Annotated in this window: 23 protein-coding genes and 1 pseudogene; 19 read left to right on the forward strand and 5 right to left on the reverse strand. The window is 59.3% G+C overall.

Annotated elements, in window-relative coordinates; all coding sequences use genetic code 11:
• Nucleotides 1-294: 294 nt before the first annotated feature.
• The gene (locus tag CMN55_RS17030; RefSeq protein ID WP_366931946.1) at nucleotides 295-702 is read right to left on the reverse strand and encodes an HIT domain-containing protein; all 408 of its coding nucleotides are present in this window, start codon (nucleotides 700-702) and stop codon (nucleotides 295-297) included.
• Nucleotides 703-901: 199 nt separating this feature from the next.
• Between CMN55_RS17030 and CMN55_RS03350 the strand changes: the two genes are divergently transcribed.
• The 7 genes from CMN55_RS03350 to CMN55_RS03380 all read left to right on the forward strand — a co-directional run bounded on the left by CMN55_RS03350 (nucleotide 902) and on the right by CMN55_RS03380 (nucleotide 8,626).
• On the forward strand, nucleotides 902-2,491 hold the full coding sequence (locus CMN55_RS03350; RefSeq protein WP_293948127.1) for a class I adenylate-forming enzyme family protein: 1,590 nt from the start codon (nucleotides 902-904) through the stop codon (nucleotides 2,489-2,491).
• 122 nt (nucleotides 2,492-2,613) lie between these two features.
• Nucleotides 2,614-3,555 (forward strand): class I SAM-dependent methyltransferase, encoded by a 942-nt coding sequence (locus tag CMN55_RS03355; protein WP_293948128.1) that lies wholly within the window; start codon nucleotides 2,614-2,616, stop codon nucleotides 3,553-3,555.
• A gap of 121 nt (nucleotides 3,556-3,676) precedes the next feature.
• Entirely contained in the window at nucleotides 3,677-3,802 is a 126-nt protein-coding gene (gene ykgO / locus CMN55_RS03360) for a type B 50S ribosomal protein L36 (RefSeq protein ID WP_161316603.1), read from the forward strand.
• A gap of 142 nt (nucleotides 3,803-3,944) precedes the next feature.
• The gene (locus CMN55_RS03365) at nucleotides 3,945-5,435 is read left to right on the forward strand and encodes an FAD-linked oxidase C-terminal domain-containing protein (protein WP_366931947.1); all 1,491 of its coding nucleotides are present in this window, start codon (nucleotides 3,945-3,947) and stop codon (nucleotides 5,433-5,435) included.
• Between the two features lie 8 nt (nucleotides 5,436-5,443).
• Entirely contained in the window at nucleotides 5,444-6,694 is a 1,251-nt protein-coding gene (locus CMN55_RS03370; RefSeq protein WP_293948129.1) for an FAD-binding protein, read from the forward strand.
• A gap of 1 nt (nucleotide 6,695) precedes the next feature.
• Nucleotides 6,696-8,003, forward strand: a complete 1,308-nt coding sequence (glcF, locus tag CMN55_RS03375) for a glycolate oxidase subunit GlcF (RefSeq protein ID WP_293948130.1) — start codon at nucleotides 6,696-6,698, stop codon at nucleotides 8,001-8,003.
• Between the two features lie 14 nt (nucleotides 8,004-8,017).
• Entirely contained in the window at nucleotides 8,018-8,626 is a 609-nt protein-coding gene (locus tag CMN55_RS03380) for a tetratricopeptide repeat protein (RefSeq protein WP_293948131.1), read from the forward strand.
• A gap of 46 nt (nucleotides 8,627-8,672) precedes the next feature.
• Here CMN55_RS03380 and pyk read toward each other — a convergent pair whose 3' ends face one another.
• Nucleotides 8,673-10,094, reverse strand: coding sequence for a pyruvate kinase (pyk, locus tag CMN55_RS03385; RefSeq protein ID WP_293948132.1), 1,422 nt, complete (start codon nucleotides 10,092-10,094; stop codon nucleotides 8,673-8,675).
• A 244-nt stretch (nucleotides 10,095-10,338) separates the two neighbouring features.
• Here pyk and CMN55_RS03390 point away from each other — a divergent pair, with 244 nt between their 5' ends.
• The 4 genes from CMN55_RS03390 (at nucleotide 10,339) to CMN55_RS03405 (ending at nucleotide 13,012) form a co-directional block, all read left to right on the forward strand.
• Nucleotides 10,339-11,103, forward strand: coding sequence for an N-formylglutamate amidohydrolase (locus tag CMN55_RS03390; RefSeq protein ID WP_293948133.1), 765 nt, complete (start codon nucleotides 10,339-10,341; stop codon nucleotides 11,101-11,103).
• 36 nt (nucleotides 11,104-11,139) lie between these two features.
• A complete protein-coding gene (locus tag CMN55_RS03395; RefSeq protein ID WP_366931962.1) occupies nucleotides 11,140-12,279 on the forward strand; it encodes a carboxylate-amine ligase in 1,140 nt (379 codons plus the stop codon).
• Between the two features lie 26 nt (nucleotides 12,280-12,305).
• Nucleotides 12,306-12,602 carry a DUF1244 domain-containing protein gene (locus CMN55_RS03400; RefSeq protein WP_293948135.1) on the forward strand — a complete coding sequence of 99 codons (297 nt, stop codon included), beginning with the start codon at nucleotides 12,306-12,308 and terminating at the stop codon, nucleotides 12,600-12,602.
• 116 nt (nucleotides 12,603-12,718) lie between these two features.
• On the forward strand, nucleotides 12,719-13,012 hold the full coding sequence (locus CMN55_RS03405; protein ID WP_293948136.1) for a DUF2312 domain-containing protein: 294 nt from the start codon (nucleotides 12,719-12,721) through the stop codon (nucleotides 13,010-13,012).
• A gap of 83 nt (nucleotides 13,013-13,095) precedes the next feature.
• Here the strand turns inward: CMN55_RS03405 and CMN55_RS03410 are convergent, their stop codons facing one another.
• Nucleotides 13,096-13,692 carry a HupE/UreJ family protein gene (locus tag CMN55_RS03410; protein ID WP_293948137.1) on the reverse strand — a complete coding sequence of 199 codons (597 nt, stop codon included), beginning with the start codon at nucleotides 13,690-13,692 and terminating at the stop codon, nucleotides 13,096-13,098.
• Nucleotides 13,693-13,918: 226 nt separating this feature from the next.
• Here CMN55_RS03410 and CMN55_RS03415 point away from each other — a divergent pair, with 226 nt between their 5' ends.
• Entirely contained in the window at nucleotides 13,919-14,290 is a 372-nt protein-coding gene (locus CMN55_RS03415) for a hypothetical protein (protein WP_293948138.1), read from the forward strand.
• A gap of 2 nt (nucleotides 14,291-14,292) precedes the next feature.
• Here CMN55_RS03415 and CMN55_RS03420 read toward each other — a convergent pair whose 3' ends face one another.
• Both CMN55_RS03420 and CMN55_RS03425 read right to left on the reverse strand, forming a co-directional pair.
• On the reverse strand, nucleotides 14,293-14,523 hold the full coding sequence (locus CMN55_RS03420) for a DUF1272 domain-containing protein (RefSeq protein WP_293948139.1): 231 nt from the start codon (nucleotides 14,521-14,523) through the stop codon (nucleotides 14,293-14,295).
• A gap of 83 nt (nucleotides 14,524-14,606) precedes the next feature.
• The gene (locus CMN55_RS03425) at nucleotides 14,607-18,077 is read right to left on the reverse strand and encodes an indolepyruvate ferredoxin oxidoreductase family protein (RefSeq protein WP_293948140.1); all 3,471 of its coding nucleotides are present in this window, start codon (nucleotides 18,075-18,077) and stop codon (nucleotides 14,607-14,609) included.
• Nucleotides 18,078-18,268: 191 nt separating this feature from the next.
• On the opposite strand from CMN55_RS03425, the gene CMN55_RS03430 reads away from it, so the two are divergent.
• The 7 genes and pseudogenes from CMN55_RS03430 to CMN55_RS03460 all read left to right on the forward strand — a co-directional run.
• On the forward strand, nucleotides 18,269-19,249 hold the full coding sequence (locus CMN55_RS03430) for an NAD-dependent epimerase/dehydratase family protein (RefSeq protein WP_366931963.1): 981 nt from the start codon (nucleotides 18,269-18,271) through the stop codon (nucleotides 19,247-19,249).
• Between the two features lie 5 nt (nucleotides 19,250-19,254).
• Nucleotides 19,255-19,731 (forward strand): PaaI family thioesterase, encoded by a 477-nt coding sequence (locus CMN55_RS03435; protein WP_293948142.1) that lies wholly within the window; start codon nucleotides 19,255-19,257, stop codon nucleotides 19,729-19,731.
• Entirely contained in the window at nucleotides 19,728-20,177 is a 450-nt protein-coding gene (locus tag CMN55_RS03440; RefSeq protein WP_293948143.1) for a PaaI family thioesterase, read from the forward strand. Before CMN55_RS03435 ends, CMN55_RS03440 begins: the two co-directional genes overlap by 4 nt.
• A 56-nt stretch (nucleotides 20,178-20,233) precedes the next feature.
• A complete protein-coding gene (locus tag CMN55_RS03445) occupies nucleotides 20,234-22,006 on the forward strand; it encodes a M3 family oligoendopeptidase (RefSeq protein WP_293948144.1) in 1,773 nt (590 codons plus the stop codon).
• Between the two features lie 153 nt (nucleotides 22,007-22,159).
• Nucleotides 22,160-22,288, forward strand: coding sequence for an aa3-type cytochrome c oxidase subunit IV (locus CMN55_RS03450; RefSeq protein WP_293948145.1), 129 nt, complete (start codon nucleotides 22,160-22,162; stop codon nucleotides 22,286-22,288).
• Between the two features lie 95 nt (nucleotides 22,289-22,383).
• Complete coding sequence (locus tag CMN55_RS03455) at nucleotides 22,384-23,535, forward strand: Re/Si-specific NAD(P)(+) transhydrogenase subunit alpha (RefSeq protein WP_293948146.1); 1,152 nt, start codon at nucleotides 22,384-22,386, stop codon at nucleotides 23,533-23,535.
• Nucleotides 23,536-23,546: 11 nt separating this feature from the next.
• Nucleotides 23,547-23,831, forward strand: a pseudogene (locus CMN55_RS03460) (NAD(P) transhydrogenase subunit alpha part 2); the annotation flags it as partial.
• Nucleotides 23,832-23,835: the final 4 nt, after the last annotated feature.

The raw sequence follows: 23,835 nt of genomic DNA on the forward strand, positions 1-23,835 counted from the left end.
GGNAGAGGGCGTGACGCTNGATCGCAGTCATGGNTATTGCTACCTNCGGCTCGGTGGGCCCTGTGCGGCCGATCTATTGCGGCGGGGNGTGCGNNTTGATCTGCGCGACGCCGCCTTTCCGGTCCTGTCTGCNANGGNNACGGATATCGGCGGGCTGGAGATCCTGCTGCTGCGGCCGGATGCNCGGNATTATGATTTGCTGGTGCCNCGAAGCCGNGCNGTCACCTTCTGGCGCTGGCTGACCCGGCGGGCGGNGCAGTTCGGNTATGAGGTTGTGTAAGGTNNGGCTGTGCCTTACATGCGGGTAAAGGCATTGCGAATGCCGCGGATATGCGCATCNGCATCCCCCGGNTCATACGGCACGGCATCGCCNACGCCCCAGACCGGACCCGGCCAGGCCGGATCATCNTTATAACGGCCGATNATATGCACATGAAGTTGCGGNACCATGTTGCCAAGCATGGCCACATTCATCTTGTCCNCCTGAAATAGCTGNTTCATGACCTTGGTGGCGCGCCGCACNTCTTTCATCAGGCTGAGGTAATCCTCTTCNCCNAGGTCNGTAATTTCCACAAGATCNGGTTTCTCAGGCACCAGTATGATCCAGGGATAGCGCGCATCATTCATCAGCANCAGACGGCAGAGCGGCATGGCGCGGAGGGGATAGGTNTCTTTTGAAAGCTGGGGATGAAGCTGGAACATCGGGTTTGCTCGCGATGAAAATCGAAAGGGCGCTTTAGCGGCAAAGACTATGCCGGATGGCCNNAAAGACCAACGGTTTTTTGNGTTNNACGCGCTTTCAAGTTGAATTCTTTGCTTTCATTGCGGGCGNTGCGGGGCTAATCTGCCGNAAAATCGGACCACGGCCTCCNGGGCCGAAAGANAAGACGGAGAATNAGGAATGAGCCAGACAATCCCGGCCACAGGCAGCAGCAACACCGGTTTCGTGCATTTCGCGGAACANNTNCGGCGCGCCGCGGCGGAAAAGCCNGATATGCAGGTTATNAAATGCGACGGGGAGGTCCGGACCTGGGCNGAATTTCTGCCGCGNATCAATCAGGTTGCCAATATGCTGGCNGGGCGGGGCCTNGGNCGNGGNAATATGGTTGCCATTCTCGCCAAAAGCAGNATCGAATATNTGGAAGTGTTTCTGGGCGCGCTTCAGGCNGGCGTCTGTACGGTGCCGTTGTCGGGCATGGCCTCTTCCGAGCAGCTGGCGATGATGGTGCGTGATTCTGGTGCGCGCCTTGTCTTTGCGTCAAAATCGACCCGCGATCTGATAGAGCCGTTCCGTGGCAATATTGATGGAATTCCGGCAGACGGTTACGTCTCCTTTGATTTTAAAGGCGAGGGATGGACGCCCTATGATAGTCTGATTGGTGACGCTTCCGATGATCCGCTCTATGTGGATATCGAGCCCGGCGATGCTTTCAACCTGATCTATTCCTCCGGCACTACAGGCATGCCGAAAGGCATTGTGCAGAGCCAGCAGATGCGGGCCGGTCACATCCGCCGCTTCCATAATCTCGGCCCCATGGACAACGCGGTAACGCTGATCTCCACGGCGCTTTATTCCAACACCACCCTTGTCATGCTGCTGCCGACGCTGGCCATGGGCGGGCGCGTCATTATCATGCCCAAATTTGATGTGAAGGGATATCTGGAACTTGCCGAGACGGAACGGGTCACACACACAATGCTGGTCCCCGTGCAATATCAGCGCCTGCTCGCTCATCCGGAATTTGACTCATATGACCTCAGCGCGTTTGAGGTGAAATTCTGCACCAGTGCGCCACTTCGCGAGGGGGTGAAGCGGGAAATTCTTGATCGCTGGCCGGGCAAGATGTTTGAAAATTACGGCCTGACCGAAGGTGGTGTCGGCACTATTCTGGCCTGCCATGATTACCCGGACAAGCTGGCTTCCGTCGGCCAGGCGGGTGAAGGGGTCGATCTTCGCGTCATCAATGAGGAGGGGGTCGAACTGCCGCAAGGTGAGATTGGCGAGATCATCGGTCGCAACGGGGCGATGATGACCGGTTATCATGGCCGCCCCGACCTGACAGAGGCCATGATCTGGCGCTCCCCCGAAGGGATTGTTTTTTACAAGAGCGGCGATATGGGCCGGATCGACGAGGATGGATTTCTCTATCTGCTCGATCGCAAGAAAGACATGATCATTTCCGGCGGTTTCAATATTTATGCTTCGGATATTGAAGTGGAGCTGTCGAAGCACAAGGAAGTGGCCGATGTTGCGGTGATCGGCGTACCGAGCGCGGAATGGGGCGAAACGCCACTTGCCCTTGTCGTGCCAAAAGCGGGCAGCGCCCTGACGGAAGCCGCGCTGACCGACTGGGTCAATGGGCGGCTTGGCAAGACGCAGCGCATCAGCGGTGTTGAGTTTCGCGAGGAGCTGCCGCGCAGCACCATCGGCAAGATCATGAAACGCGAACTTAGGGAGCCTTACTGGGCGGAAAGTGGCAGCAAGATCTGAGGCCGTTCCCGTATGACGTGAAGAGCTGTTTTAACCGCCTGTCGGCTTTACGAAGGGTTAAGTATTTTTTGCGAGACTTAGCATCCGGTCGTGGTTTTCGGCCGTTAGTGAACAGGTAGTGCATGAGCGCAGGTCGGAAAGTCGCAGACGGAGATGCCAAGCCGCCCCTGAAGGCCCGTCTTCGGGCGTGGTGGGACGGTTATGAGTTGGCCGTAGAACCCGAGGGGGATACGGGCGAACCTGCGCCATCTGCCGCGCCGCCGCGTGACGATGGACCGCCGACGGTCAAGGGCTGGAGTCTCAGCCGCCAGCAGTCGGTGGTGACGCTGTTTGGCGAAGGCATGGTCCGCTGTATTCCAGATGATGCGAAATCCCGCCTGACAAAGCCGCTTGGCATCAACAAGAAGCTGAGCGTGGCAGAACTCGGCGCCGGTCTTGGCGGCTTCGCCCGCTGGGTCGCCCACGAATATGATGCCTATGTCACCGGCTATGAACCGGACGCTGTTCTGATGGAGGCAGGGGCGGAAATGACGAAAATGGCGGGCCAGGCCCGACATGTCAGTTTTCTGCCCTGCGACTTTGAGAAATTTACGCCCAAACCCCGCTCCGCCGATATTGTATATGCGTCGGAGGCCCTTTTTCACGTCCGTCACAAGCCGGAAACCTTCCGGGCGATTTATGACATGCTGCGCCCTTCGGGTCAGTTCATGATGTCGGATTATATGCTGGAAGGGAAGGTGAAGGATGCGACTGCGCTGAAGGACTGGCAGCAGGCGGAGCCGCTGCCGCCCCATCTGATGGAGGTGCAGGAGGCCCGCAAACTGCTGACTGCGATCGGATTTGAGGTCAGCATTGCCGAAAATATCACAGCCGAATACAAGGCCAATGTGATGCGGGCCTTTGCCGATTACGCCACACGCACCGGCAATGGCGAGAAAAGCGGGCATTTGCATGACTGGATATTGAAGGAAGGAGAGCTCTGGCTCAATCGCACGCGCATGATGGATGCGGGCATTTTGCAGGTCTTTCGCATTTATGCCCGCAAGCCCGTCGAGATTACCTGATGCGGGCTCTTCGGTAAAAGCGGATTTCTTCGCAAAAGTGGCTCTATTCCCCATTGACAGGGCGCGGGGAGGCCAGTATGTTCCGGCCTTCGAATTCACTTAGCTGGCAGGATATTAGACAATGAAAGTCTTGAACTCGCTCAAGTCCGCGAAAAAGCGTCATCGCGATTGCCGCGTCGTACGCCGCAAGGGACGGGTCTACGTTATCAATAAAACCAACCGCCGTTTCAAGGCGCGTCAGGGCTGATCTGCCTCTTTTAGGCGATGGCTTCTGCATTGTGAAAAAAACCGTAATGCTTCGGCATTGACGGTTTTTTTGTTTGCCAAGGTCAGGCGTTCCGCCCTATGTCAGGATCAGGAATATCCGGGGCAAGGGGAGGAATGCCGCAATGCTGATGCCAAAGCCCGATGCCGATGTGCTGGCCCGCCGGGCGGANCTGGTGGCNGGNNTGAAAGCCCTCGTCGCCGATCCNGAGGCGGTNATTGACGATAAAGACGCGCTCCGCGCCTTTGAATGTGACGCNCTCAGCGTNTATCGACAGCTTCCCATGGTGGCNGTNCTTCCCTCAACAGTCGGGGANGTCGCCGAAATNCTCAAATTCTGNAAGGATCAGGGCGTGAATGTGGTGCCGCGCGGCGCCGGNACNTCGCTCTCNGGCGGGGCNTTGCCGCTCGCGGACGGGGTTCTCCTCGGNCTTGGCAAGTTNAANCGNATCCTNGANATCGANTATGACAACCGCTGCGTTGTCACCCAGCCGGGCGTGACCAATCTCGCCATTACCGAGGCGGTAAAGGCNNANGGTTTTTATTACGCGCCTGATCCNTCCAGCCAGATCGCCTGCACCATCGGNGGCAATGTGGCGGAAAATTCCGGNGGGGTGCATTGCCTGAAATACGGCCTGACCACGCATAATCTGCTCGGCATNGAAATGGTGACGATGGACGGCGATATTCTCCGTCTCGGCGGCAANCATCTGGATGCGGAAGGCTATGACCTGCTCGGCATCATGACTGGATCGGAAGGNTTGCTTGGGGTGGTCACCGAAGTGACGGTCCGCATCCTGAAAAGCCCGGAACATATCTCGGCGCAGCTTATCGGCTTCCCAAGCAGCGAGCAGGCGGGNGAATGCGTCGGNNNNATTATCAGCGCGGGCATCATCCCGGCGGGCATGGAGATGATGGACCGGCCCGCCATTCACGCGGCGGAAGANTTCTGCCACGCGGGNTANCCGCTGGATGTGGAGGCNTTGCTGATTNTCGAGCTGGATGGCCCNTTGGTGGAGATCGAGCATTGCCAGGNNGNGATTGACCGNATCGCCAAGGAATGCGGCGCCGTTGTCAGCAGGACCAGCGAGAGCGAGGCGGAACGNCTGACCTTCTGGGCCGGNCGCAAGGCGGCGTTNCCGGCGGTCGGGCGCATTTCCCCNGATTACATGTGCATGGATGGCACGATACCGCGCGGNGCCCTGCCCAAGGTGCTGGCCCGTATGAGNGAGCTTTCGNANCAATATGGCCTGCGCGTCGCNAATGTCTTTCATGCCGGGGATGGCAATCTGCACCCGTTGATCCTGTTTGATGCCAATGTGCCGGGCGAGGTCGAGAANTGCGAAGCCTTCGGGGCGGATATCCTGAAACTCTGTGTCGAGGTGGGCGGCGTTCTGACCGGGGANCATGGTGTTGGCGTTGAAAAGCGCGACCTGATGGGGGANATGTTTTCTGAGGATGATCTGAAACAGCAGCAGCGCCTCAAATGCGCCTTTGATCCCGANGGNCGGCTCAATCCGGGCAAGGTNTTTCCCGTGCTTCACCGCTGCGCCGAGCTTGGCAAGATGCATGTCCACAAGGGAGAATTGCCCTTTCCCGATCTGCCGCGGTTTTGAGNGACGCCATGCAGACGTCCCGCATTNCCCAGGAGGAAGAGATTGGCGAGNTGCTGCACTGGGCGCTGTCCGGGCATCACAGNCTCGCCATTCAGGGCGCAGGCAGCAAGTCCGGGCTCGGCCGCCCGGTGGTGGCGGATCACGGGCTNGANCTNTNGGGCCTTGCGGGCATCACCCTTTATGAGCCNGGCGAGCTGGTCATGCAGGCGAGGGCNGGCACAAGNCTTGCCNNGGTNAAGGCGGAGCTGGACAAGAACGGCCAGCGGNTGGCNTTCGACCCGCCCGATTACGGGCCGCTCTATGGCCTNGNNGCGGGTCTTGGCACCCTTGGCGGTNTGTTCAGCGCCAATCTGTCCGGCAGTCAGCGGGTGAAGGCGGGCAGTGCGCGGGATCATCTGCTGGGCGTCACCGGNTATACCGGNCGNGGCCAGACTTTCCAGACNGGCAGCCGGGTGATGAAGAATGTCACGGGATATGACCTCTGCAAGCTGGTGGCNGGCAGCTATGGCACGCTGGTGATCGCCAGCGGTTTCACNTTCAAGGTGCTGCCCAAACCCGATGAAATCCGNACCCTGCTGATTGCGGGTGTCGCGCTTGAAAATGCGCCGCGGCTGATGAATCTGGGTCTTTCCTCCGTTCATGACGTGGCGGCNGCGGCCTATCTTCCGGCCGATATCGCGGCCCGTCTGCCCAACNCGGCGGGCGCGGGGGAGGATACAGCGTTGCTCGCGCTCAAGATCGAGGGGTTGGGCCCATCGGCCGAGTTTCGCGTGCGGGCGCTGCAAGAGCTTCTGAAGGAAGAGGGCGATATTCTCTGCCTTGAAACGGAGGCATCCCTTGCTTTCTGGTCGTTCCTTGGGGGCGCAGGGGCCTTTGCGAACAGTGACCGGCCGCTTTGGAGGGTGTCCATAACGCCCGCCAACGCCACGCGGGTCATATCTGCAATCCTCGCCAATATTCCCGCGGCTCGCTATTTCCTCGACTGGGGCGGCGGGTTGCTCTGGGCGGAGATGCCGGAGGAGGAGTTTGACGGCGGTGAGAGTGTGATCCGCGCGGCCCTCGGCGGGGCCGGGCATGCCACCCTGATCCGGGGGAGTAGCAAGTTACGCCGGACCATTTCACCGTTCCAGCCGCAACCGGCAGCCATTCAGAAGCTGAACGCGCGGATCAAAAATGCCTTCGATCCGGAGAATATTCTCAATCCCGGCCGGATGACGGAAGCTGAAGACATTTCTCATGAATCTCCGGCAGGGGACTGATATGAAAACGGAATTTACCCTCACCCAGCTTGCCGATCCGGAATTTTCTCGCTCCAACGATATCCTGCGTAAATGCGTGCATTGCGGTTTCTGCACGGCGACATGCCCGACCTATCTGGAGCTTGGGGATGAGCGGGACAGCCCGCGCGGGCGGATTTATCTGATGCAGCAGATGCTGGAAAGCGGCGCGCCTGCTAAGGCGTCCACCGTCACCCATCTGGATCGCTGCCTGGGCTGTCTGTCCTGCATGACAACCTGCCCGTCCGGCGTTGACTATATGCATCTGCTGGAGCATGGCCGCGCCTATGTGGAAGAAACATACCGTCGCCCGCTGCTGGACAGGGCGCTGCGCTTCCTGCTGGCGCTGCTGCTGCCGCGACCGCGGCTGTTTCGTCTGTCCCTGACCGGGGCAAAGCTGATGCAACCGGTAAAAGGTCTGTTCAGGGGGCGTCTCGCGGCGATGCTGTCGATGGCGCCGGTGAGCATACCGGCCCCCTCCCGCCTCACGTCCCGGCGACTGCATCAGGCGGAAGGCGTCCGGAAAAAGCGTGTGGTGCTGATGACCGGCTGCGCACAGAAGGTTCTGTCGCCGGAAATCAATGATGCTACCATTCGCCTGCTGACCCGGCATGGGGTGGAGGTAATCATCCCGCAGGAGGCGGGCTGCTGCGGCGCACTGACCCTGCATATGGGTAAGGAAGAACCGGCACGCAGCTTCGCGGCCCGGAATATCCGCGCCTTCGCCCGCGAGATGGCGGGAGAGGGGCTGGACGCTGTCATCATCAACACCTCCGGCTGCGGCACAACGGTAAAGGATTATGGCAACCTGTTCGCCCATGACGCGGACTCCGAACTTCGCAGGCAGGCGAAAGAAGTCGCCGCAATTACCTGCGATATAACGGAATTTATGAGCCGGATAGAGATCAAGGCGGCGGGCGGCATCCCCGCTTTAACGGTCGCCTATCATTCCGCCTGTTCGTTACAGCATGGCCAGAAAATCCGGGAGGAACCCAAAAACCTTTTGCGCCGTGCGGGTTTCACAGTGACCGATATCCCCGAAAGCCATATCTGCTGCGGATCGGCAGGAACCTATAATCTGCTGCAACCGGAGCTGGCGGACCGGCTGAAAGCGCGCAAGGTCGCCAATATCACAAAATGCGCCCCCGATCTGGTGGCCGCGGGCAATATCGGCTGCATCACGCAGATTGCCTCCGGCATGGACCTGCCGGTCGTGCACACGGTGGAACTGCTCGACTGGGCGAGTGGCGGACCCGTGCCGCCCGCCCTCGCAAATAACCGGGCCCTCTAGCCGCTCACAACTTTGTGTCGCAACTTGCGCTTATCAATCCACCGTCGCCGCGCTATATTGTTAATATGGTGCGAGGCATATTCGGCATTCTTTTCCTGACCGGTTTCCTCCTTGTGGGGAGCCTTGCTCACGCCCGTCAGGACGATCCCAAACTGGATGAGCTTTTTTCCCGCCTGGCGGAGACGCAAAGCAGCGCTGAAGCCAAAACCATCGAGCAGCGGATTTGGCAGATCTGGCTCACTTCCGGCAGCGATACAATAGATTTTCTGATGTTGCAGGGGGTGAGCTATATGGGGCGCGGCGATCTGGCGAAGGCCCTCACCCTGTTCACTACGGTGGTCAAGGTCGATCCTGGTTATTCGGAAGGCTGGAACAAACGGGCGACGGTTCTGTTCTTGATTGGCGAATATGACAGCTCTATGGAGGACATTGCGAAAGTGTTGGAGTTGGAACCCCGGCATTTCGGCGCCCTGTCCGGCCTTGGCCAGATTTTCGAGCTACGCGAGCGGGAGGCGGGGGCACTGTCCGCCTACGAGAAGGCCGTCACCCTCAATCCGCATCTGGAGGGGGTGAAGATACGCCTTGACCGGCTTATTCTGGAGCGGGACAAGAAGCGCATCTGAGGCGCCGCAGCGGCGCTGATAGATACCCTCATTTATCCAAAACGCCTTACTGTTCGCCGACCCAGGCGATGCGCAGGATGTTGGTGGAGCCGGGCGTTCCGAATGGCACGCCGGCCATAATCACTACCCGCTGGTTGGCGCGGGCGAAACCTTCGGCGAAGGCAAGTTTGCAGGCCTTGTTCACCATATCGGCGAAATTTTCCGCATCCGGCGTGTGCACGCAATGCAGCCCCCAGGCGAGCGCCAGCATCCGCGCGGTGCGGATGTTCGGGGTGAGGACCAGCACCGGCACGGCGCATCTTTCCCGCGCGGCACGGAGCGCGGTCGATCCCGAGGTGGTATAGGTAACGATGGCGGCGGCGCCGATGGTGCGGGCGACCTGCGCGGCGGCGGCGCTGATGGCATCGGCGGTGGTGGCTTCCAGATGGCCATGCTTGGCGTCGATAACGCTGCGATAGATGGGGTCTTTTTCTGTTACCTCGGCGATGCTGCTCATCATGCTGACCGCTTCCAGCGGGTAACTTCCCGCCGCGCTTTCCGCCGACAGCATGACCGTATCCGTGCCGTCGTAAATGGCGTTGGCAACGTCGGTCACCTCGGCCCGTGTCGGCACGGGGGAGGAGATCATGCTCTCCAGCATCTGCGTCGCGACGACGACGGGCTTGCCCGCCTCGCGCGCGCGCGCGATGATATGCTTCTGGATGGATGGGACTTCCTGCACCGGCACCTCGACGCCAAGATCGCCCCGCGCCACCATGATGGCGTCGGCAAGGTCGATGATCTCGTCAATATTATCAACGGCGGCGGGCTTTTCTATCTTCGCCATTACGGCGGCCCGCCCGGCGACAAGCTTCTTGATTTCGGCGATATCCTCGGCCCGCTGCACGAAGGACAGCGCGACCCAGTCGACCCCGAGTTCGAGCGCGAAATCCAGATCGCGGCGGTCCTTGTCGGTCAGTGGGCTCATGCGGATGACGGCATTGGGCACGCTGACCCCCTTGCGATCGGAAATTTTGCCGCCGACCTCCACCTTGCAGTCGACGAAGTCCTTGCCCGTCCTTGTGACGACGAGGCGCAGCTTGCCGTCGTCGAGCAGCAGGATGCTGCCGTCTTCCAGACTCTCGAGAACTGCCGGATGGGGCAGGGAAACCCGTGTTGCATTGCCCGGCTTTTTATCAAGATCGAGCCGGAAGGCCGCGCCATTTTCCAGCATAACCGGACCTTTGGCAAAGCTGCCGATGCGGATTTTCGGCCCCTGCAGGTCGGCGAGAATGGCGATGGGCCTGCGGCTTTTCTCCTCCAATTCGCGGATGATTTGATAGCGCGCCGCATGGTCCGCATGGTCGCCGTGGCTGAAATTAAGGCGGAATACATCCGCCCCCGCAAAATGCATGGCCTCGATCGTTTCCGCATCGGAGCTGGCAGGGCCGAGGGTGGCTATAATCTTGGTCTTACGTTGTCGTCGCATCCTGTTTCACCTGAGTAAAGCGTTGCCATCTTTCCCACATTGCCCTTTTTCATTTATAGCAGGCATCTGAAATATTGCAGGATTTTTCTGGGTTCCAACCCGAAATGACGATGGCAGGGATGCGGGCGGGCAACAGATACGCCGCCCCGCCATATATCCGCAGCGTTCACCATTCCCTCCATTGTAAGCGGGGACGGGTATGAGCTAGTATGACGTAACTGTGAAATATTTCTGATGTTGTCCCATGCCCGATACCGTGTCTGATGCCTTTTACATTCTGAATGCCGACAGCCCGTCTGCGCTGATCCTGACCGTGGATCATGCGAGCCGTCATATCCCGGCGGAATATGACAATCTCGGCCTCACCGATCCAACGGTGCTGGCGCGGCATATCGCCTGGGATATCGGGATCGAGGATGTGTCGAAGCGGCTCTCGGAAAAGCTGGAGGCGAGCGCCATTTTCGCGCGCTTCTCCCGTTTGCTGGTGGATGCCAACCGTTATACCGACGATCCCGCCAGCATGCCGGAGGTGAGCGACGGCATTGAAATTCCCGCCAACCGGAATGTGAGCACGGCGGAGCGGCAGAAGCGTCTTGATCAATGGTTCTGGCCGTATCAGACCGCACTGGACCGGCTGATCGAAAAGAAAGCGGCCGCGCATGATCATCCCATTCTCATTTCCATGCACAGCTTCACCCCGGTCATGAATGAGTTCGAACGTCCGTGGCATATCGGCGTGTTGTGGGACCAGGATGCGCGCATTGCTGCGCCATTGCTGGATATCCTGCGAGAGAACAGCAGCCTTGTGGTCGGCGATAACGAGCCCTATTCGGCGCGCGAACCGCTTGGCTATACCATGAATGAACATGGCACGAAACGCGGCCTGCCCCATGTCGCCATCGAAATCCGGCAGGATCTGATCGATACCCATCAAGGGGCGGAAAAATGGGCCGCAATCATGGCGGACGCCCTCCATAAACTGCAGGCAGGCGGCGCGCTCGGCAGATAGCGCGTTTTAGGGGTTAGGGGAGGAAGGCGGATGAGCATAAAGGAGCCGACATTCACCATCGGGATCGAGGAGGAATATCTGCTTGTCGATCTGGAAACGCGGGAACTGGCCATCGAACCGCCCGAGGAGATCCTAAGTGAATGCGAGGCGCGGCTGCCCGGCCATATCGTGACGCCGGAGTTCCTCCGCTCCCAGATCGAGGTGGGGACCTGCATCTGCCGCAATATCGGTGAAGCGCGGGCGGCATTGACCGAGCTGCGCGGTACCACGGCGGCGGTGGCGCGGGAATATGGCCTTGGTCTCATGGCGGCCTCCGTGCATCCTTTCGCCGACTGGCATCAGCTCAAGCATACGCCGAAGGAACGCTATGACATCATTGCCCGCGATATGCAGGCGACGGTGCGCCGCCTGATGATCTGCGGCATGCATGTGCATTGCGCCATCGAGGATCCGGAGCTGCGCATCGATTTGATGAATCAGGCCAGCTATTTCCTGCCGCATCTGCTGGCGCTCAGCACCTCGTCGCCCTTCTGGCGGGGGGAGGTGAGCGGCCTTAAATCCTATCGTATTTCTGTGTTTGACGGGCTGCCGCGCACTGGCGTGCCGGACCGGTTCGAAAGCTGGGGCGAATATGCCCGCTTCACCGATACGCTGGTTGAGGCGGGAGCGTTCGAGGATGCGTCGAAATTATGGTGGGACATGCGCCCGTCGGCCAAGTTCCCGACGCTGGAAATGCGCCTTTGCGATGTCTGCCCGTTGATGGAGGATGCGCTGGCAATCGCGGCGCTCTATAGCTGTATCCTGCGCATGCTGTATCGGCTGCGGCGCAGCAATCAGCGCTGGCGTATCTATCCGCAGACGCTGGTTGCCGAGAACCGCTGGATCGCGCAGCGCTTCGGCGTGGAGGGGAAGCTGATCGATTTCGGCATTCCGGCTCCCGTCCCGGCGGGGGAACTGATTGAGGAGATCATTACGCTGACAGCCGAGGATGCGGCGGCGCTCGGCTGCGAGGCGGAAGTTGCCCATGCCCGCGAGATTATCCGCCGCGGCGCTTCCGCCGACCGGCAGCTTGCGCTTTACCAGGCCTCGGTCGGGGCGGGAGACAGCCCGCGCGACGCGCTCATAAAAGTTGTTGATCAGGTCTTGCAGGAGACGGTTTCCGGCATAGAGTCATAAGAAGACGAGAAACAAAGGAAAAAGTGATGGACCCGAAAACAGTGGAACTTGAAGCCGCGGCCTTTCGCCGCCTGCGCGATCATTTGCGTCGGCGCACCGATGTGCAGAATATCGACCTGATGATCCTGGCGGGTTTTTGCCGCAACTGCCTGGCCGACTGGTACCGCGAGGCAGCGGAGGAACGCGGCATGGAGATGGACAAGCTGGCGGCGCGGGAAATCGTCTATGGCATGCCGTTTGATGAATGGAAGGCGAAATACCAGCAGGAAGCCAGCCCGGAACAGCAGGCCGCCTTCGCCAAATCGCAGAAGGAGCATGGCTGACGCGGCGCGTAAAAAATTTTCCGCCAGGCATGTACTTGCGGGCGGCAAACGGGTAAAAAAGCCGCGCCGGGCATTCATCCGGACGGTTTGACGAGTAATGATGGAGACAAGAGATTATGGCTGATGTCGGCGGAGTCGCAGCGGAGCATTTGCGGTCCTATATCGAGAGAATTGAACGTCTGGAAGAAGAGAAGAAGGGCATAGCCGACGATATCAAGGAAATCTTTGCCGAGGCCAAGGGCACGGGCTTTGATGTCAAGGCGATGCGCGCCGTCCTGCGGCTGCGCAAGATGGACAAGGCCGATGTCCAGGAACAGGAATATATGGTCGATCTCTACAAGCAGGCCCTCGGCATGATCGAAGGGCCGGGAGAGACCCCGGATGATGAGGCGGACGGCCCGGCCTTCTGAACCATAAAAAAACAGGCCCGCAAACGGGCCTGTCAGATCCCTCGAAATGTGAACGGGCCGGCATTAGATCGGCCCGTTTTCAGTCAGGCGATACCAAACAGGAACGCCGCGCCGATGGCGGAAATCACGCCGCCGCTTATACGGATGAGCGTCTCGCCAACCGGCAGACGGTTCAGCGATCCGACGCCGATACCGATGCCGTGCAACAGCAGTGTGGCGAGGACAAAACCGATGGCATAGGTAAACGGGCTGGCCGCATCCGGCAGCTCCGTGCCATGGGCATGACCGTGAAAAATGGCAAAGGCACCGACAAGGATGCCCGCCACCCAGAGCGGCGGCTTCGCCATGAAGACAATCAGCAGGCCCAGAATGAGAGCGGAGGAGGCAATGCCCGTTTCTACGGCGGGCAGCGGCACGCCCATTAACCCAAGCGCCGCGCCTGCCACCATTAGCAGCGGAAAAACAATGGGCAGGATCCAAATGGCTGGACGGCCGAGAACTCCGGCCCAAAGGCCGACGGCGATCATGGCGACCACATGGTCCCAGCCGAACAGGGGGTGGGTGAAGCCGCTGGCAAACCCGCCCGTCGCATGATCCCCGACATGGGCGAGGGCGGATTGGGTAAACAACAGGGTGATGGCCATGGCGATGGCGGCGGCCGGCAATTTTCTGACTGACATTAAGATACCTTTCCTGATTTTCGGGAATGGCAGCCCTGGGGGAGACCGCTTTTAAATAACATAAGCCGATTGGGGCGGGAATGGCAAGACATGGCGAAAGCAGAAGCAGAAGCAGAAGCAGCAGCAGCAGGCGTGCGCCCGCGCCCCCTTGTATTCGGTCAATGCAATAATTAAGTGCAGAAAAGAAATTCAATAAACTGACAGGTGGCTTTTCCGGTTTCAGGATATGAAGAATTTTTCCACCGATGCGGCAGGCTTTGCAGCTTTGACCCTTTCCGAGTTGATTTTGCAGCAATGCCTGCTCGGGGGGCTCATTGCGCCCGAGGAGGCGCGGCGTTTGCTGGGCATTGCTGTCCACCGTCATGAGGAGGCGGCAAATGGCTCGGAAGAGAAAATCGCCCTCAATATGGAGGCGGCGCACATCTTGCGTCTTCTGTCCCATGGGTTGGAGCCATTGCTGGCGGACAAGGCGGCGAATGACGACAACACCGCCGCGCCCGCCGCATCCGAGCCGCTGCGCTGGCCCGGCCGGACGGGGGAGACGCCGCAGAGGGAGCCTCCCTCCCGGCGCGCCAACTGGGTTCGCTTTCCCGACTGACGTTATTCTTGCGCGAGGATGCGTTTTATACTCTGCGGGTATTTATCCATCAGCGCGGCGGGCCGCACCGGGCGCAAGCTGAAATTTCCGCCACAGTTCGGACAGACGCCCTTATGCGTATTTTCTGCGCACTCCTTGCAGAAAGTGCATTCAAACGTGCAGATATAGGCATCAACCTCGCCATTCGGCAGGTCACAATCGCAACTTTCGCAATTCGGTCTGAGTTCCAGCATGACACTCTCCTTACCCCTCAATAGCCGAAACGGGGCGACCCGGACAGGTCCAATCGGCCATTGTCCGGGGGGCCAGTTTCAACCTATTCCGCCGCCTGTTTCTGCGGTTCCGGGTTGCGGAAGGAGCTGAGCAGGTTGTCAAGATCGCCGCGGTAGATGTTGATCGCCCTGTCCTTCACATGGCCATAGCCGCGGATTTCCATCGGCAGTTCGGCGATGGCGACGGCGGTGGCATGGTTATCGCGGGTGAGGCCCTGGGTCAGTTCCTCGATGATCGCTTCATACTCGCGGATCAGCGCGCGTTCGATCTTGCGTTCCTCCTGATAGCCGAAGATGTCAAAGGGGGTAGCGCGCAGCGCCTTGAACTTCGCGAGGAAGCCGAACGCCTTCATCATATACGGGCCGTATTCCTTCTTTTTGAGATGACCCGTTTCGGAATCGTGTTTGGCGAACAAGGGCGGGGCGAGATGGAATTTCAGCTCATACTCCCCTTCCATCATATGCTCGACACGCTGCATGAAGGTGCCATCCGTATAAAGCCGCGCAACCTCATACTCATCCTTATAGGCGAGAAGTTTGAAATAGGCGCGCGTCACAGCTTCAGACAGGCTGGTATCGCCGGGCGTCACCTCGCTTTCGCGCTGGCGGACGCGGGCTACCAGATCGCTGTAGCGGCGGGCATAACGGGCGCTCTGATAACCGGTGAGGAAATCAACCCGGCGGGCGATCATCTCATCAATATCATTTGAGGGGGAGAGGATCAGATCAGGGCCTTTCAATTCCGCCACCTCTTTCAGGACGCGGTCCGGATCATGAGCCATGACGCGGCCCCAGCCGAAGGACTTTTTGTTGAAGTCTATGGCGACGCCGTTCAGCTCCACCGCGCGCAGCAGGGCCTCCTCGCTGAGCGGGATGAGGCCTTTCTGATAGGCAAAGCCGAGCATGAACAGATTGGTGGCGATGGCGTCCCCCATCAGGGTGGTGGCGATATCGCTCGCCTCGATCAGGTCGCACTGATCAGGGCCGATGGCCTCGCGGATATGATCGAGGGTGTCCTTGACCGGGAAGGGCGCGTCGGGGTCGAGGGTGAAATCCATGGTGGGAGAGGGGTGCGCATTGATCACCGCATGGGCGACATTAACGTCGAATTTGGCAAGACTGTCGTAGGAGCCGGAGACCACCATGTCGCAGCCGATGAGCAGATCGGCGCGCCCGGCCGGGATGCGAACGGCATTGATGTCTTCGGGCTTCGGGGCGATATGCACATGGCTGGTGACGGCGCCGCCCTTCTGGGCGAGGCCCGCCTGATCCAGCACGGATATCCCCTTGTCTTCCAGATGCGCGGCCATGCCGACAATGGCGCCGATGGTCACGACGCCGGTGCCGCCGATGCCGGTGATCAGAATGCGGTAGGGGCCCTTGAGGTCGCGATGGGCAGGCGCGGGCAACCCTTCCGCCGGATTTTCGGAGGCATGCGGTGCGGCCTTGCGGAGCGCGCCGCCCTCGATGGTCACAAAACTCGGACAGAAGCCGTTGACGCAGGAGTAATCCTTGTTGCAGCTCGACTGGTTAATCATCCGCTTGCGGCCGAACTCGGTCTCCACCGGCTCCACCGACAGGCAGTTCGACTTGACGGAGCAATCGCCGCAGCCTTCGCAGACAAGATCATTGATCAGCACCCGTTTCGCCGGATCGGGGAAGGTGCCGCGCTTGCGGCGGCGGCGCTTCTCGGCAGCGCAGGTCTGGTCGTAGATGAGGATCGAGACGCCTTTCTCCTCGCGCAGGCTCCGCTGGATCTTATCGAGATCATCCCGATGATGGATCGTCGTCCCCTTGGGCCAGGGGGTATTTGCGGCGTATTTGTCAGGTTCGTCCGTTACCACGCGGATCATCGAGACGCCTTCGCCCTCGAGTTGCTGGGCAATCTGCCAGGGGGTGATATGCCCTTCCGTCGGCTGGCCGCCGGTCATGGCGACGGCATCGTTGTAAAGGATCTTGTAGGTGATGTTGGCCTTCGCCGCGACCGCCTGACGGATGGCGAGAATGCCGGAATGATAATAGGTGCCATCGCCGAGATTAGCGAAGATATGCTGCTCGTCCGTGAAATGCATCTGGCCGATCCACGGCACGCCTTCGCCGCCCATCTGGGTGAAGGTGTCGGTATTGCGGTTCATCCAGGTGACCATGAAATGACAGCCGATCCCGGCGACGGCGCGGCTGCCCTCCGGCACCTTGGTGGAGGTGTTATGCGGACAGCCGGAGCAGTAGAAGGGCGTGCGCACCAGCTTGGCTGGTTTGGCCTCCAGCTGTTTTTCCTTGCGATCAAGAAAGGCGAGGCGGCTTTCGATGGCTTCCGAGGTGTAGAAACGGCGGATGCGGGCCGCGATCAGCCGGGCGACCAGCGCCGGCGTCAACTCCCCGGTGGAGGGCTGCAGCGAATGGCGGTTCTCATCAAACTTGCCGAGGATGCGCGGCCGGACGTTGGTGTCCCAGTTATAAAGCTGCTCCTTCATCTGGTTTTCGACGATGGCGCGCTTTTCCTCAACCACCAGCACCTCTTCCAGACCTTCGGCGAACTGGCGCACCCCGTCGGGTTCCAGCGGCCAGGGCATACCGACCTTATAGACGGTGAGGCCGATGTCGGCGGCCAGCTCGTCATTGATGCCGAGATCGCGGAGCGCCTGACGGACATCGTAATAGGCCTTGCCGACCGTGACGATGCCAAGGCGGCGCTTCGGGCTGTCCATGGTGATATGGTCGATATTGTTGGCGCGGGCAAAAGCGCGGGCGGCGTAGATCTTGTGCTTGTTGAGCCGCACCTCCTGATCGAAGCGGTTGTCATGGGGCTGGATGTTCAGCCCGCCCTCCGGCAGTTCGATATTGGGGCGGATGAAGCGGCCGCGTTCCGGCGAGACATAGACGGAGGCGCCGCCCTCCACCGTTTCGGAAATGCATTTGAAACCGATCCAGAGACCGGAGAAGCGCGACATTTCAAAGCCGAGCAGGCCGTAATCGAGAATTTCCTGCACATTGGCCGGATGCAGCACCGGCATCATCCATCCGGCGAAGCTATGCTCGCTCTGATGTGCGATGGTGGAGGAGACGATGCCGTGATCGTCGCCCGCGAGCGCCAGCACGCCGCCATGCTTCGATGTGCCCGCGCTGTTGGCGTGGCGGAACACATCGCCCGTCCGGTCGACGCCCGGCCCCTTGCCATACCACAGGCCGAACACCCCGTCGTAACGCGCGCCTTTGAACATATTGAGCTGCTGACTGCCCCAGACGGCGGTGGCCGCCAGATCCTCATTGACGCCCGGCTCAAAATGAATGTCCCGTTCTTTCAGAATTTTCGCGGCTTTCCAAAGCTGCTGATCATAACCCGCAAGGGGAGAGCCGCGATAGCCGGAGATAAACCCGGCCGTATTCAGCCCCGCCTCAAGATCGCGCGCCTTCTGCATCAGCGGCAGGCGCACCAGCGCCTGAATACCGGTCAGGAAAACGCGCCCTTCTTCCAGCGTGTATTTGTCATCAAGCGAAACATTGGAAAGCATCATCTCTGCCCACTCCCATTGGAAAAGACGTCATTCAGGGTTGATATAAGAAAGTTATCATAAAAGGCAATAAAGGTCAATAGTACTGACTTATAGCCGGGATGGGCCCTGATTTCGCTGATTCCCTTTGACTTTTCCCGGGTGAGGGGGTTTTAAGGGAGATAACGGGCAGTGTTCAGGTGAAAGGGCGTTACATGACCATTCTGGTGACAGGAGCGGCGGGTTTTATCGGTATGCATGTGGCGGAGGCGTTGCTGGCGGATGGTCGGCAGGTCATCGCCGTGGACAACCTCAACCCCTATTATGATGTGACGCTGAAAAAGGCGCGGCTCGCGCGGCTGCAACTCTATAAGAACATCACCTTTTATGATTGCGATATCGCCGATCGTCCGGCGCTTTTTGCGGCCCTTGGCGCGCATCCGGAAATCAGCCTGATCGTCCATCTGGCGGCGCAGGCAGGGGTGCGCCACAGCATCAGCCGTCCGTTCGACTATACCCAGGCCAATGTCACGGGCTTTCTGTCGATCCTGGAGGCAGCGCGGCAGATGGACAAGCTGAAACATCTGGTCTATGCCAGTTCCTCCTCCGTTTACGGGGCCAATAACAAGCTGCCCTATTCGGTGGATGATCGCACGGACAGCCCGGTCTCCCTCTATGCGGCGACGAAGAAGGCCAATGAGCTGATGGCCCATTCCTATTCGCATCTGTATGAGATCCCGATGACGGGATTGCGGTTCTTTACGGTCTATGGCCCGTGGGGGCGGCCGGATATGGCCTATTGGCGCTTTACCGAGAAAATCATGCGCCGTGAGCCCGTGGATATTTATAATCACGGTGACATGATGCGCGATTTTACCTATATCGACGATGTGGTGAGGGGCGTTCTCGGTGTTCTTGCGGCGCCGCCGGAAAAGACGGTTGATACCGCCGCCCATCGGGTCTACAACATCGGCAACAACCGGGCGGAAAAGCTCCTTGATTTTATTTCAATCATCGAGAAAACCCTGGGCATGACGGCGGAGCGGCGGTTGCTGCCCATGCAGCCGGGCGATATTCAGGCGACCTATGCAGATATCGAGCCGATCCGCCGCGACATCGGTTTCGAGCCGACAACTCGTCTTGAAGACGGCCTGCCGAAATTCGTCGCCTGGTATCACGATTATTGCAAGGAATAGATTTTATGTCGGACATGTTCGATATCAACCAGATACAAACAATTATTGACAAGGGCATCCCCCATTGCGCCGAGATCGGCGTGAAGATCGAGAAGATGGGCGCGGATGGCGTTGTCTTCTATCTGCCCTATCAGGAACGCTTTGCGGGCAATCCGGTGAATGGCGTGCTGCATGGCGGGATTATCACCACATTGATCGATTCCGCCATGGGGATGAGCATCTATGCCCGGCTGGAAAAATACCTGCCGCTGGCGACGCTGGATTTACGCATTGACTATCTGAAGCCCGCCACACCGGGGGAGGATGTCTATACCCATTCCTTCTGCTACAAGACGACGCGGCAGATTGCCTTCGTGCGGGCCATCGCCTATCACGGCGACCGGCATGACCCGATTGCCAATGCGGTTGGCACCTTCATGCTGAAATCAACGGATAGCCCGGCCCTTGATATGGTGGCCGAACGTGTGAGGGCGGCGCAATGAGCGAACAACGCGCGGAAAATTTCATCAGCAAAATCAATGCGGCGAAGCAGGATCGCAACTGGCAGCAGGTGTTCGATTTCATCCCCTATTTCAGCTTTCTCGGCCTTCGTCTGGAGGAACGGGAAAGCGGCCTTGTCTGCGTCCTGCCGGAAGACAAGAAGTTTATCGGCAACCCGACGCTGCCGGCGCTGCATGGCGGGGTGGTCGGCGCGTTTCTCGAAAGCGCGGCGCTGGTCCATCTGATGGCAACGCAGGAAGTGACGCGTATGCCCAAGATCATCAATATCACGGTGGAATATCTCCGCTCCGGCAAGCCGATTGAAACCTATGCCGAAGCGGTGATCACCAAGCCCGGACGGCGCGTCGCCAATATGCGGGTTGAGGCCTGGCAGAAGGATCGCAGCAAGCCGATTGCGGCGGCGCATGCCAATTTCCTTGTCAGTTGACGATTGCTGCCTACATGAATTGATAATGATGCCTGTTTAGCCGGAGTTGATTATTCATGACAAAAGCCGCCCTTGCCAATCTGCCCGAATGGGATTTGAGCGATCTGTATCCGTCCCGCACCTCCCCGGAACTGCTCGAGGATCTGGAGACGGTGGCGCAGGATGCAAAAGCTTTCGCCGCGCAATATAAGGGCAAGCTGTTGGGCCTGGACGGGCAGGGGCTCTATCTCGCCATCTCGAAATTCGAGGAAATCGGCGAGATGGAAGGGCGGATCATGTCCTATGCCTATCTCGTTTATGCGGGCAATATGTCGGATCCGGACATCGCAAAATTCTTCCAGACCATGCAGGAAAAAATCAGCGCCACCAGCACTGATCTGCTGTTCTTCACGCTGGAACTGAACCGCATCGGGGAAGAAAAGCTGCAAGGCATGTATGAGGGCAGCAGCCTGAAAAAATATGAGCCCTGGCTCAACAATGTGCGGGCGCTGAAGCCCTATCAGCTCTCCGATGAGGTGGAGAAGCTGCTGCATGAGAAGGAAATCTCCGGGCGCAGCGCCTGGGTGCGGCTGTTTGATGAGACAATGGCCGGCCTCAAGTTCGAACTGGATGGCGAAGAGCTTGCCTCGCAGCAGGTTCTGCACCTGCTGTCCAGTCCCAACGCGGAACTGCGCAAGAAGGCGGCGAAAAGCCTCGGCAAGGTGTTCGGGCAGAATGCCCGGCTGTTTTCCCTGATCACCAACACGCTGGCAAAGGACAAGGCGATTGAGGATGACTGGCGCGGCGCGCCCGAGCCCGCCGCCATGCGTCATCTCGCCAATCAGGTGGAGCCGGAGGTGGTGAACGCCCTCTCCAAGGCTGTGCAGGACGCCTATCCGGAGTTGTCGCATCGTTACTATGCCCTGAAAGCCAAATGGATGGGGCAGGAGAAGATCGACTATTGGGACCGCAATGCGCCGCTGCCCGCCGCCGATGACCGTCTCATCCCGTGGGAGGAGGCGCGCGATACGGTGCTGGAGGCCTATGGCCGCTTCTCGCCGGAGCTGTCAAAGCTGGGCCAGCAGTTTTTCGAAAAGCCGTGGATTGACGCGGCCGTCCGCCCCGGCAAGTCGCCGGGCGCTTTCGCGCATCCCACCGTTTCCGATGTGCATCCCTATCTGCTGCTGAATTATCAGGGTAATATCCGCGATGTGATGACGCTCGCCCATGAGCTGGGCCACGGGGTGCATCAGCTTCTGGCCGCGCCGCAGGGCGGATTGCTGGCCAATACGCCGCTGACCCTCGCGGAGACGGCCAGCGTGTTTGGCGAACAGCTCACCTTCCGCGCGATGCTGGAAAAACAGACCGATCCCGAAAAGCGCCGCATCATGCTGGCGGGCAAGGTCGAGGATATGCTGAACACGGTGGTACGGCAGATCGCTTTCTATGAGTTCGAGCGGCGCCTGCATGCCGCCCGGCGGGAGGAGGAGCTGTCCCCCGACCAGATTGGCAAGATCTGGATGGATGTGCAGACTGAAAGCCTCGGCCCGGCGATCCGGCTGCATGACGAGTATCAGTATTTCTGGTGCTATATCCCGCATTTCATCCATTCGCCCTTCTATGTCTATGCCTATGCCTTTGGCGACTGTCTGGTGAATGCCCTCTACGCCATCTATCAGGAGGCGGAGAGCGGCTTTCAGGAGAAATATTTCGACATGCTGAAGGCGGGCGGAACCCTGCGTCACAAGGAACTGCTGGCGCCGTTCAATCTGGATGCGTCGGATCCGGCTTTCTGGTCGAAGGGCCTCGGTGTCATCAAGGGGTTTATTGACGAACTCGAAGCCGTCTGACCCCTCCCTCTGCCTTGTAAACTGGCTTGTGATTTCGCCTGCGCCGCTTTTCGCGGTGCGGGCGCGACAATCTGTTGCCGTTCATTCAGATTTCGGTATATTGCATCGCACACTGTAATCAGAATGAAGTTTATCAAGGGAAAGGCTGTCAATATGGCTGAAAATGGCAACATGAATATTGAAGCGCAGAATGAATCCTATGCGTTCTTCGTCAACCTGTTTAAGTTCGGCACCATCGCGGTTGTGGTGGTTCTGATCCTGATGGCCTTCTTCCTGCTCTAGCAGCGAAGCGGCCCCGTCACGGGGCCGGACTGTCAGTAACGGCGTTGCGGGGCGTCATCCAACCATCTGAATGACAAGTATAAAAAGGATCGATTATGAAAATCGCTATCCCACGGGAGCGTCGAGAGCATGAAAAACGCGTTGCGGCCACTCCCGATACCGTAAAGAAATTTGTCGGGCTGGGCGCGGAAGTCATCGTTGAGACAGGAGCGGGCCATGCCAGCTCATTCTCTGATGCTGACTATGAGGCGTCGGGGGCCACAATCGCGCCCGACGAAGCCTCTGCCCTCAAGGACGCCGATATTGTCCTCAAGATCCAGCGCCCGCTGACCAAGGCCGAAGGCGAAGATGAGCTTGCCCTGATGAAAAAGGGCGCGGTTCTGATCGGTCATCTGGCCGCCCTGCAAAACCGTGAACAGGCGGCGGAATACGCCAAGGCCGGCGTGACGGCCATCGCCCTTGAACTGCTGCCGCGCATCAGCCGCGCCCAGTCCATGGACGTACTGTCGTCGCAGTCCAACCTGTCGGGCTATAAATCCGTGCTGGACGCGACGGCGGAATATGGCCGGGCGCTGCCGATGATGATGACGGCGGCGGGCACCATCGCGCCCGCCAAATGTTTCATCATGGGCGTTGGCGTTGCCGGATTGCAGGCCATTGCCACCGCGCGCCGCCTTGGCGCCATCGTGACGGCGACCGACGTGCGCGCCGCCACCAAGGAACAGGTGGAGAGTCTCGGCGCGAAATTCGTCATGGTCGAAAGCGAAGAGGCCGGCGAGACGGCGGGCGGTTACGCCAAGGAGATGAGCGAAGACTATAAGAAGCGTCAGGCGGAACTGGTGTTCGAGCATATCAAGAAGCAGGATATCGTCATCACGACGGCCCTTATTCCGGGCCGCACGGCGCCGATCCTCATCACCGATGAAATGCTGGCGGTGATGAAGCCGGGCTCGGTCATCGTCGATCTCGCGGTTGAGGCGGGGGGCAATGTCACCCAGTCGAAGCTGGGCGAGGTGGTGACCACGGCAAATGGCGTTAAAATCATCGGCCATCACAATGTGCCGAGCCGTCTGGCGAGCGATGCGTCCTCGCTGTTCGCCAAGAACCATTTCAACTTCCTCAATCCCATGATTGACAAGGAAACGGGGAATTTGAACCTCAACTGGGAAGATGAACTTGTCACCGGCACGGCGCTGACCCGCGATGGCAACATTGTCCACCCGCAACTGACCGAGGGAGGGAACTGATCATGGATATGGTAGATCCGACTGTATTCCGGCTGGCGATTTTCGTGCTGGCCATTTTCGTGGGCTATTATGTGGTCTGGAGCGTGACGCCCGCCCTGCATACCCCGCTGATGGCGGTGACCAACGCCATTTCCTCCGTCATCATCGTCGGCGCCCTGATCGCCGCGGGACCGGAGGATTTCTCACTCGCCAAGGTGTTCGGCTTTGTCGCCATCACGCTCGCCTCGGTGAATATTTTCGGCGGCTTTCTCGTCACCCAGCGCATGCTGTCCATGTACAAGAAAAAACAGAAGTAAGGGG

Origin of the sequence: Sneathiella sp., assembly GCF_002694385.1 — a bacterium.
Classification (GTDB): Bacteria; Pseudomonadota; Alphaproteobacteria; order Sneathiellales; family Sneathiellaceae; genus Sneathiella.

Coding starts and splice junctions, on each gene's coding strand:
- CMN55_RS03355 (WP_293948128.1), top strand. CDS start 2,614: ATGAGCGCAGGTCGGAAAGTCGCAGACGGAGATGCCAAGCCGCCCCTG.
- ykgO (WP_161316603.1), top strand. CDS start 3,677: ATGAAAGTCTTGAACTCGCTCAAGTCCGCGAAAAAGCGTCATCGCGAT.
- glcF (WP_293948130.1), top strand. CDS start 6,696: ATGAAAACGGAATTTACCCTCACCCAGCTTGCCGATCCGGAATTTTCT.
- pyk (WP_293948132.1), bottom strand. CDS start 10,094: ATGCGACGACAACGTAAGACCAAGATTATAGCCACCCTCGGCCCTGCC.
- CMN55_RS03390 (WP_293948133.1), top strand. CDS start 10,339: ATGCCCGATACCGTGTCTGATGCCTTTTACATTCTGAATGCCGACAGC.
- CMN55_RS03400 (WP_293948135.1), top strand. CDS start 12,306: ATGGACCCGAAAACAGTGGAACTTGAAGCCGCGGCCTTTCGCCGCCTG.
- CMN55_RS03405 (WP_293948136.1), top strand. CDS start 12,719: ATGGCTGATGTCGGCGGAGTCGCAGCGGAGCATTTGCGGTCCTATATC.
- CMN55_RS03410 (WP_293948137.1), bottom strand. CDS start 13,692: ATGTCAGTCAGAAAATTGCCGGCCGCCGCCATCGCCATGGCCATCACC.
- CMN55_RS03415 (WP_293948138.1), top strand. CDS start 13,919: ATGAAGAATTTTTCCACCGATGCGGCAGGCTTTGCAGCTTTGACCCTT.
- CMN55_RS03420 (WP_293948139.1), bottom strand. CDS start 14,523: ATGCTGGAACTCAGACCGAATTGCGAAAGTTGCGATTGTGACCTGCCG.
- CMN55_RS03425 (WP_293948140.1), bottom strand. CDS start 18,077: ATGATGCTTTCCAATGTTTCGCTTGATGACAAATACACGCTGGAAGAA.
- CMN55_RS03430 (WP_366931963.1), top strand. CDS start 18,269: ATGACCATTCTGGTGACAGGAGCGGCGGGTTTTATCGGTATGCATGTG.
- CMN55_RS03435 (WP_293948142.1), top strand. CDS start 19,255: ATGTCGGACATGTTCGATATCAACCAGATACAAACAATTATTGACAAG.
- CMN55_RS03440 (WP_293948143.1), top strand. CDS start 19,728: ATGAGCGAACAACGCGCGGAAAATTTCATCAGCAAAATCAATGCGGCG.
- CMN55_RS03445 (WP_293948144.1), top strand. CDS start 20,234: ATGACAAAAGCCGCCCTTGCCAATCTGCCCGAATGGGATTTGAGCGAT.
- CMN55_RS03450 (WP_293948145.1), top strand. CDS start 22,160: ATGGCTGAAAATGGCAACATGAATATTGAAGCGCAGAATGAATCCTAT.
- CMN55_RS03455 (WP_293948146.1), top strand. CDS start 22,384: ATGAAAATCGCTATCCCACGGGAGCGTCGAGAGCATGAAAAACGCGTT.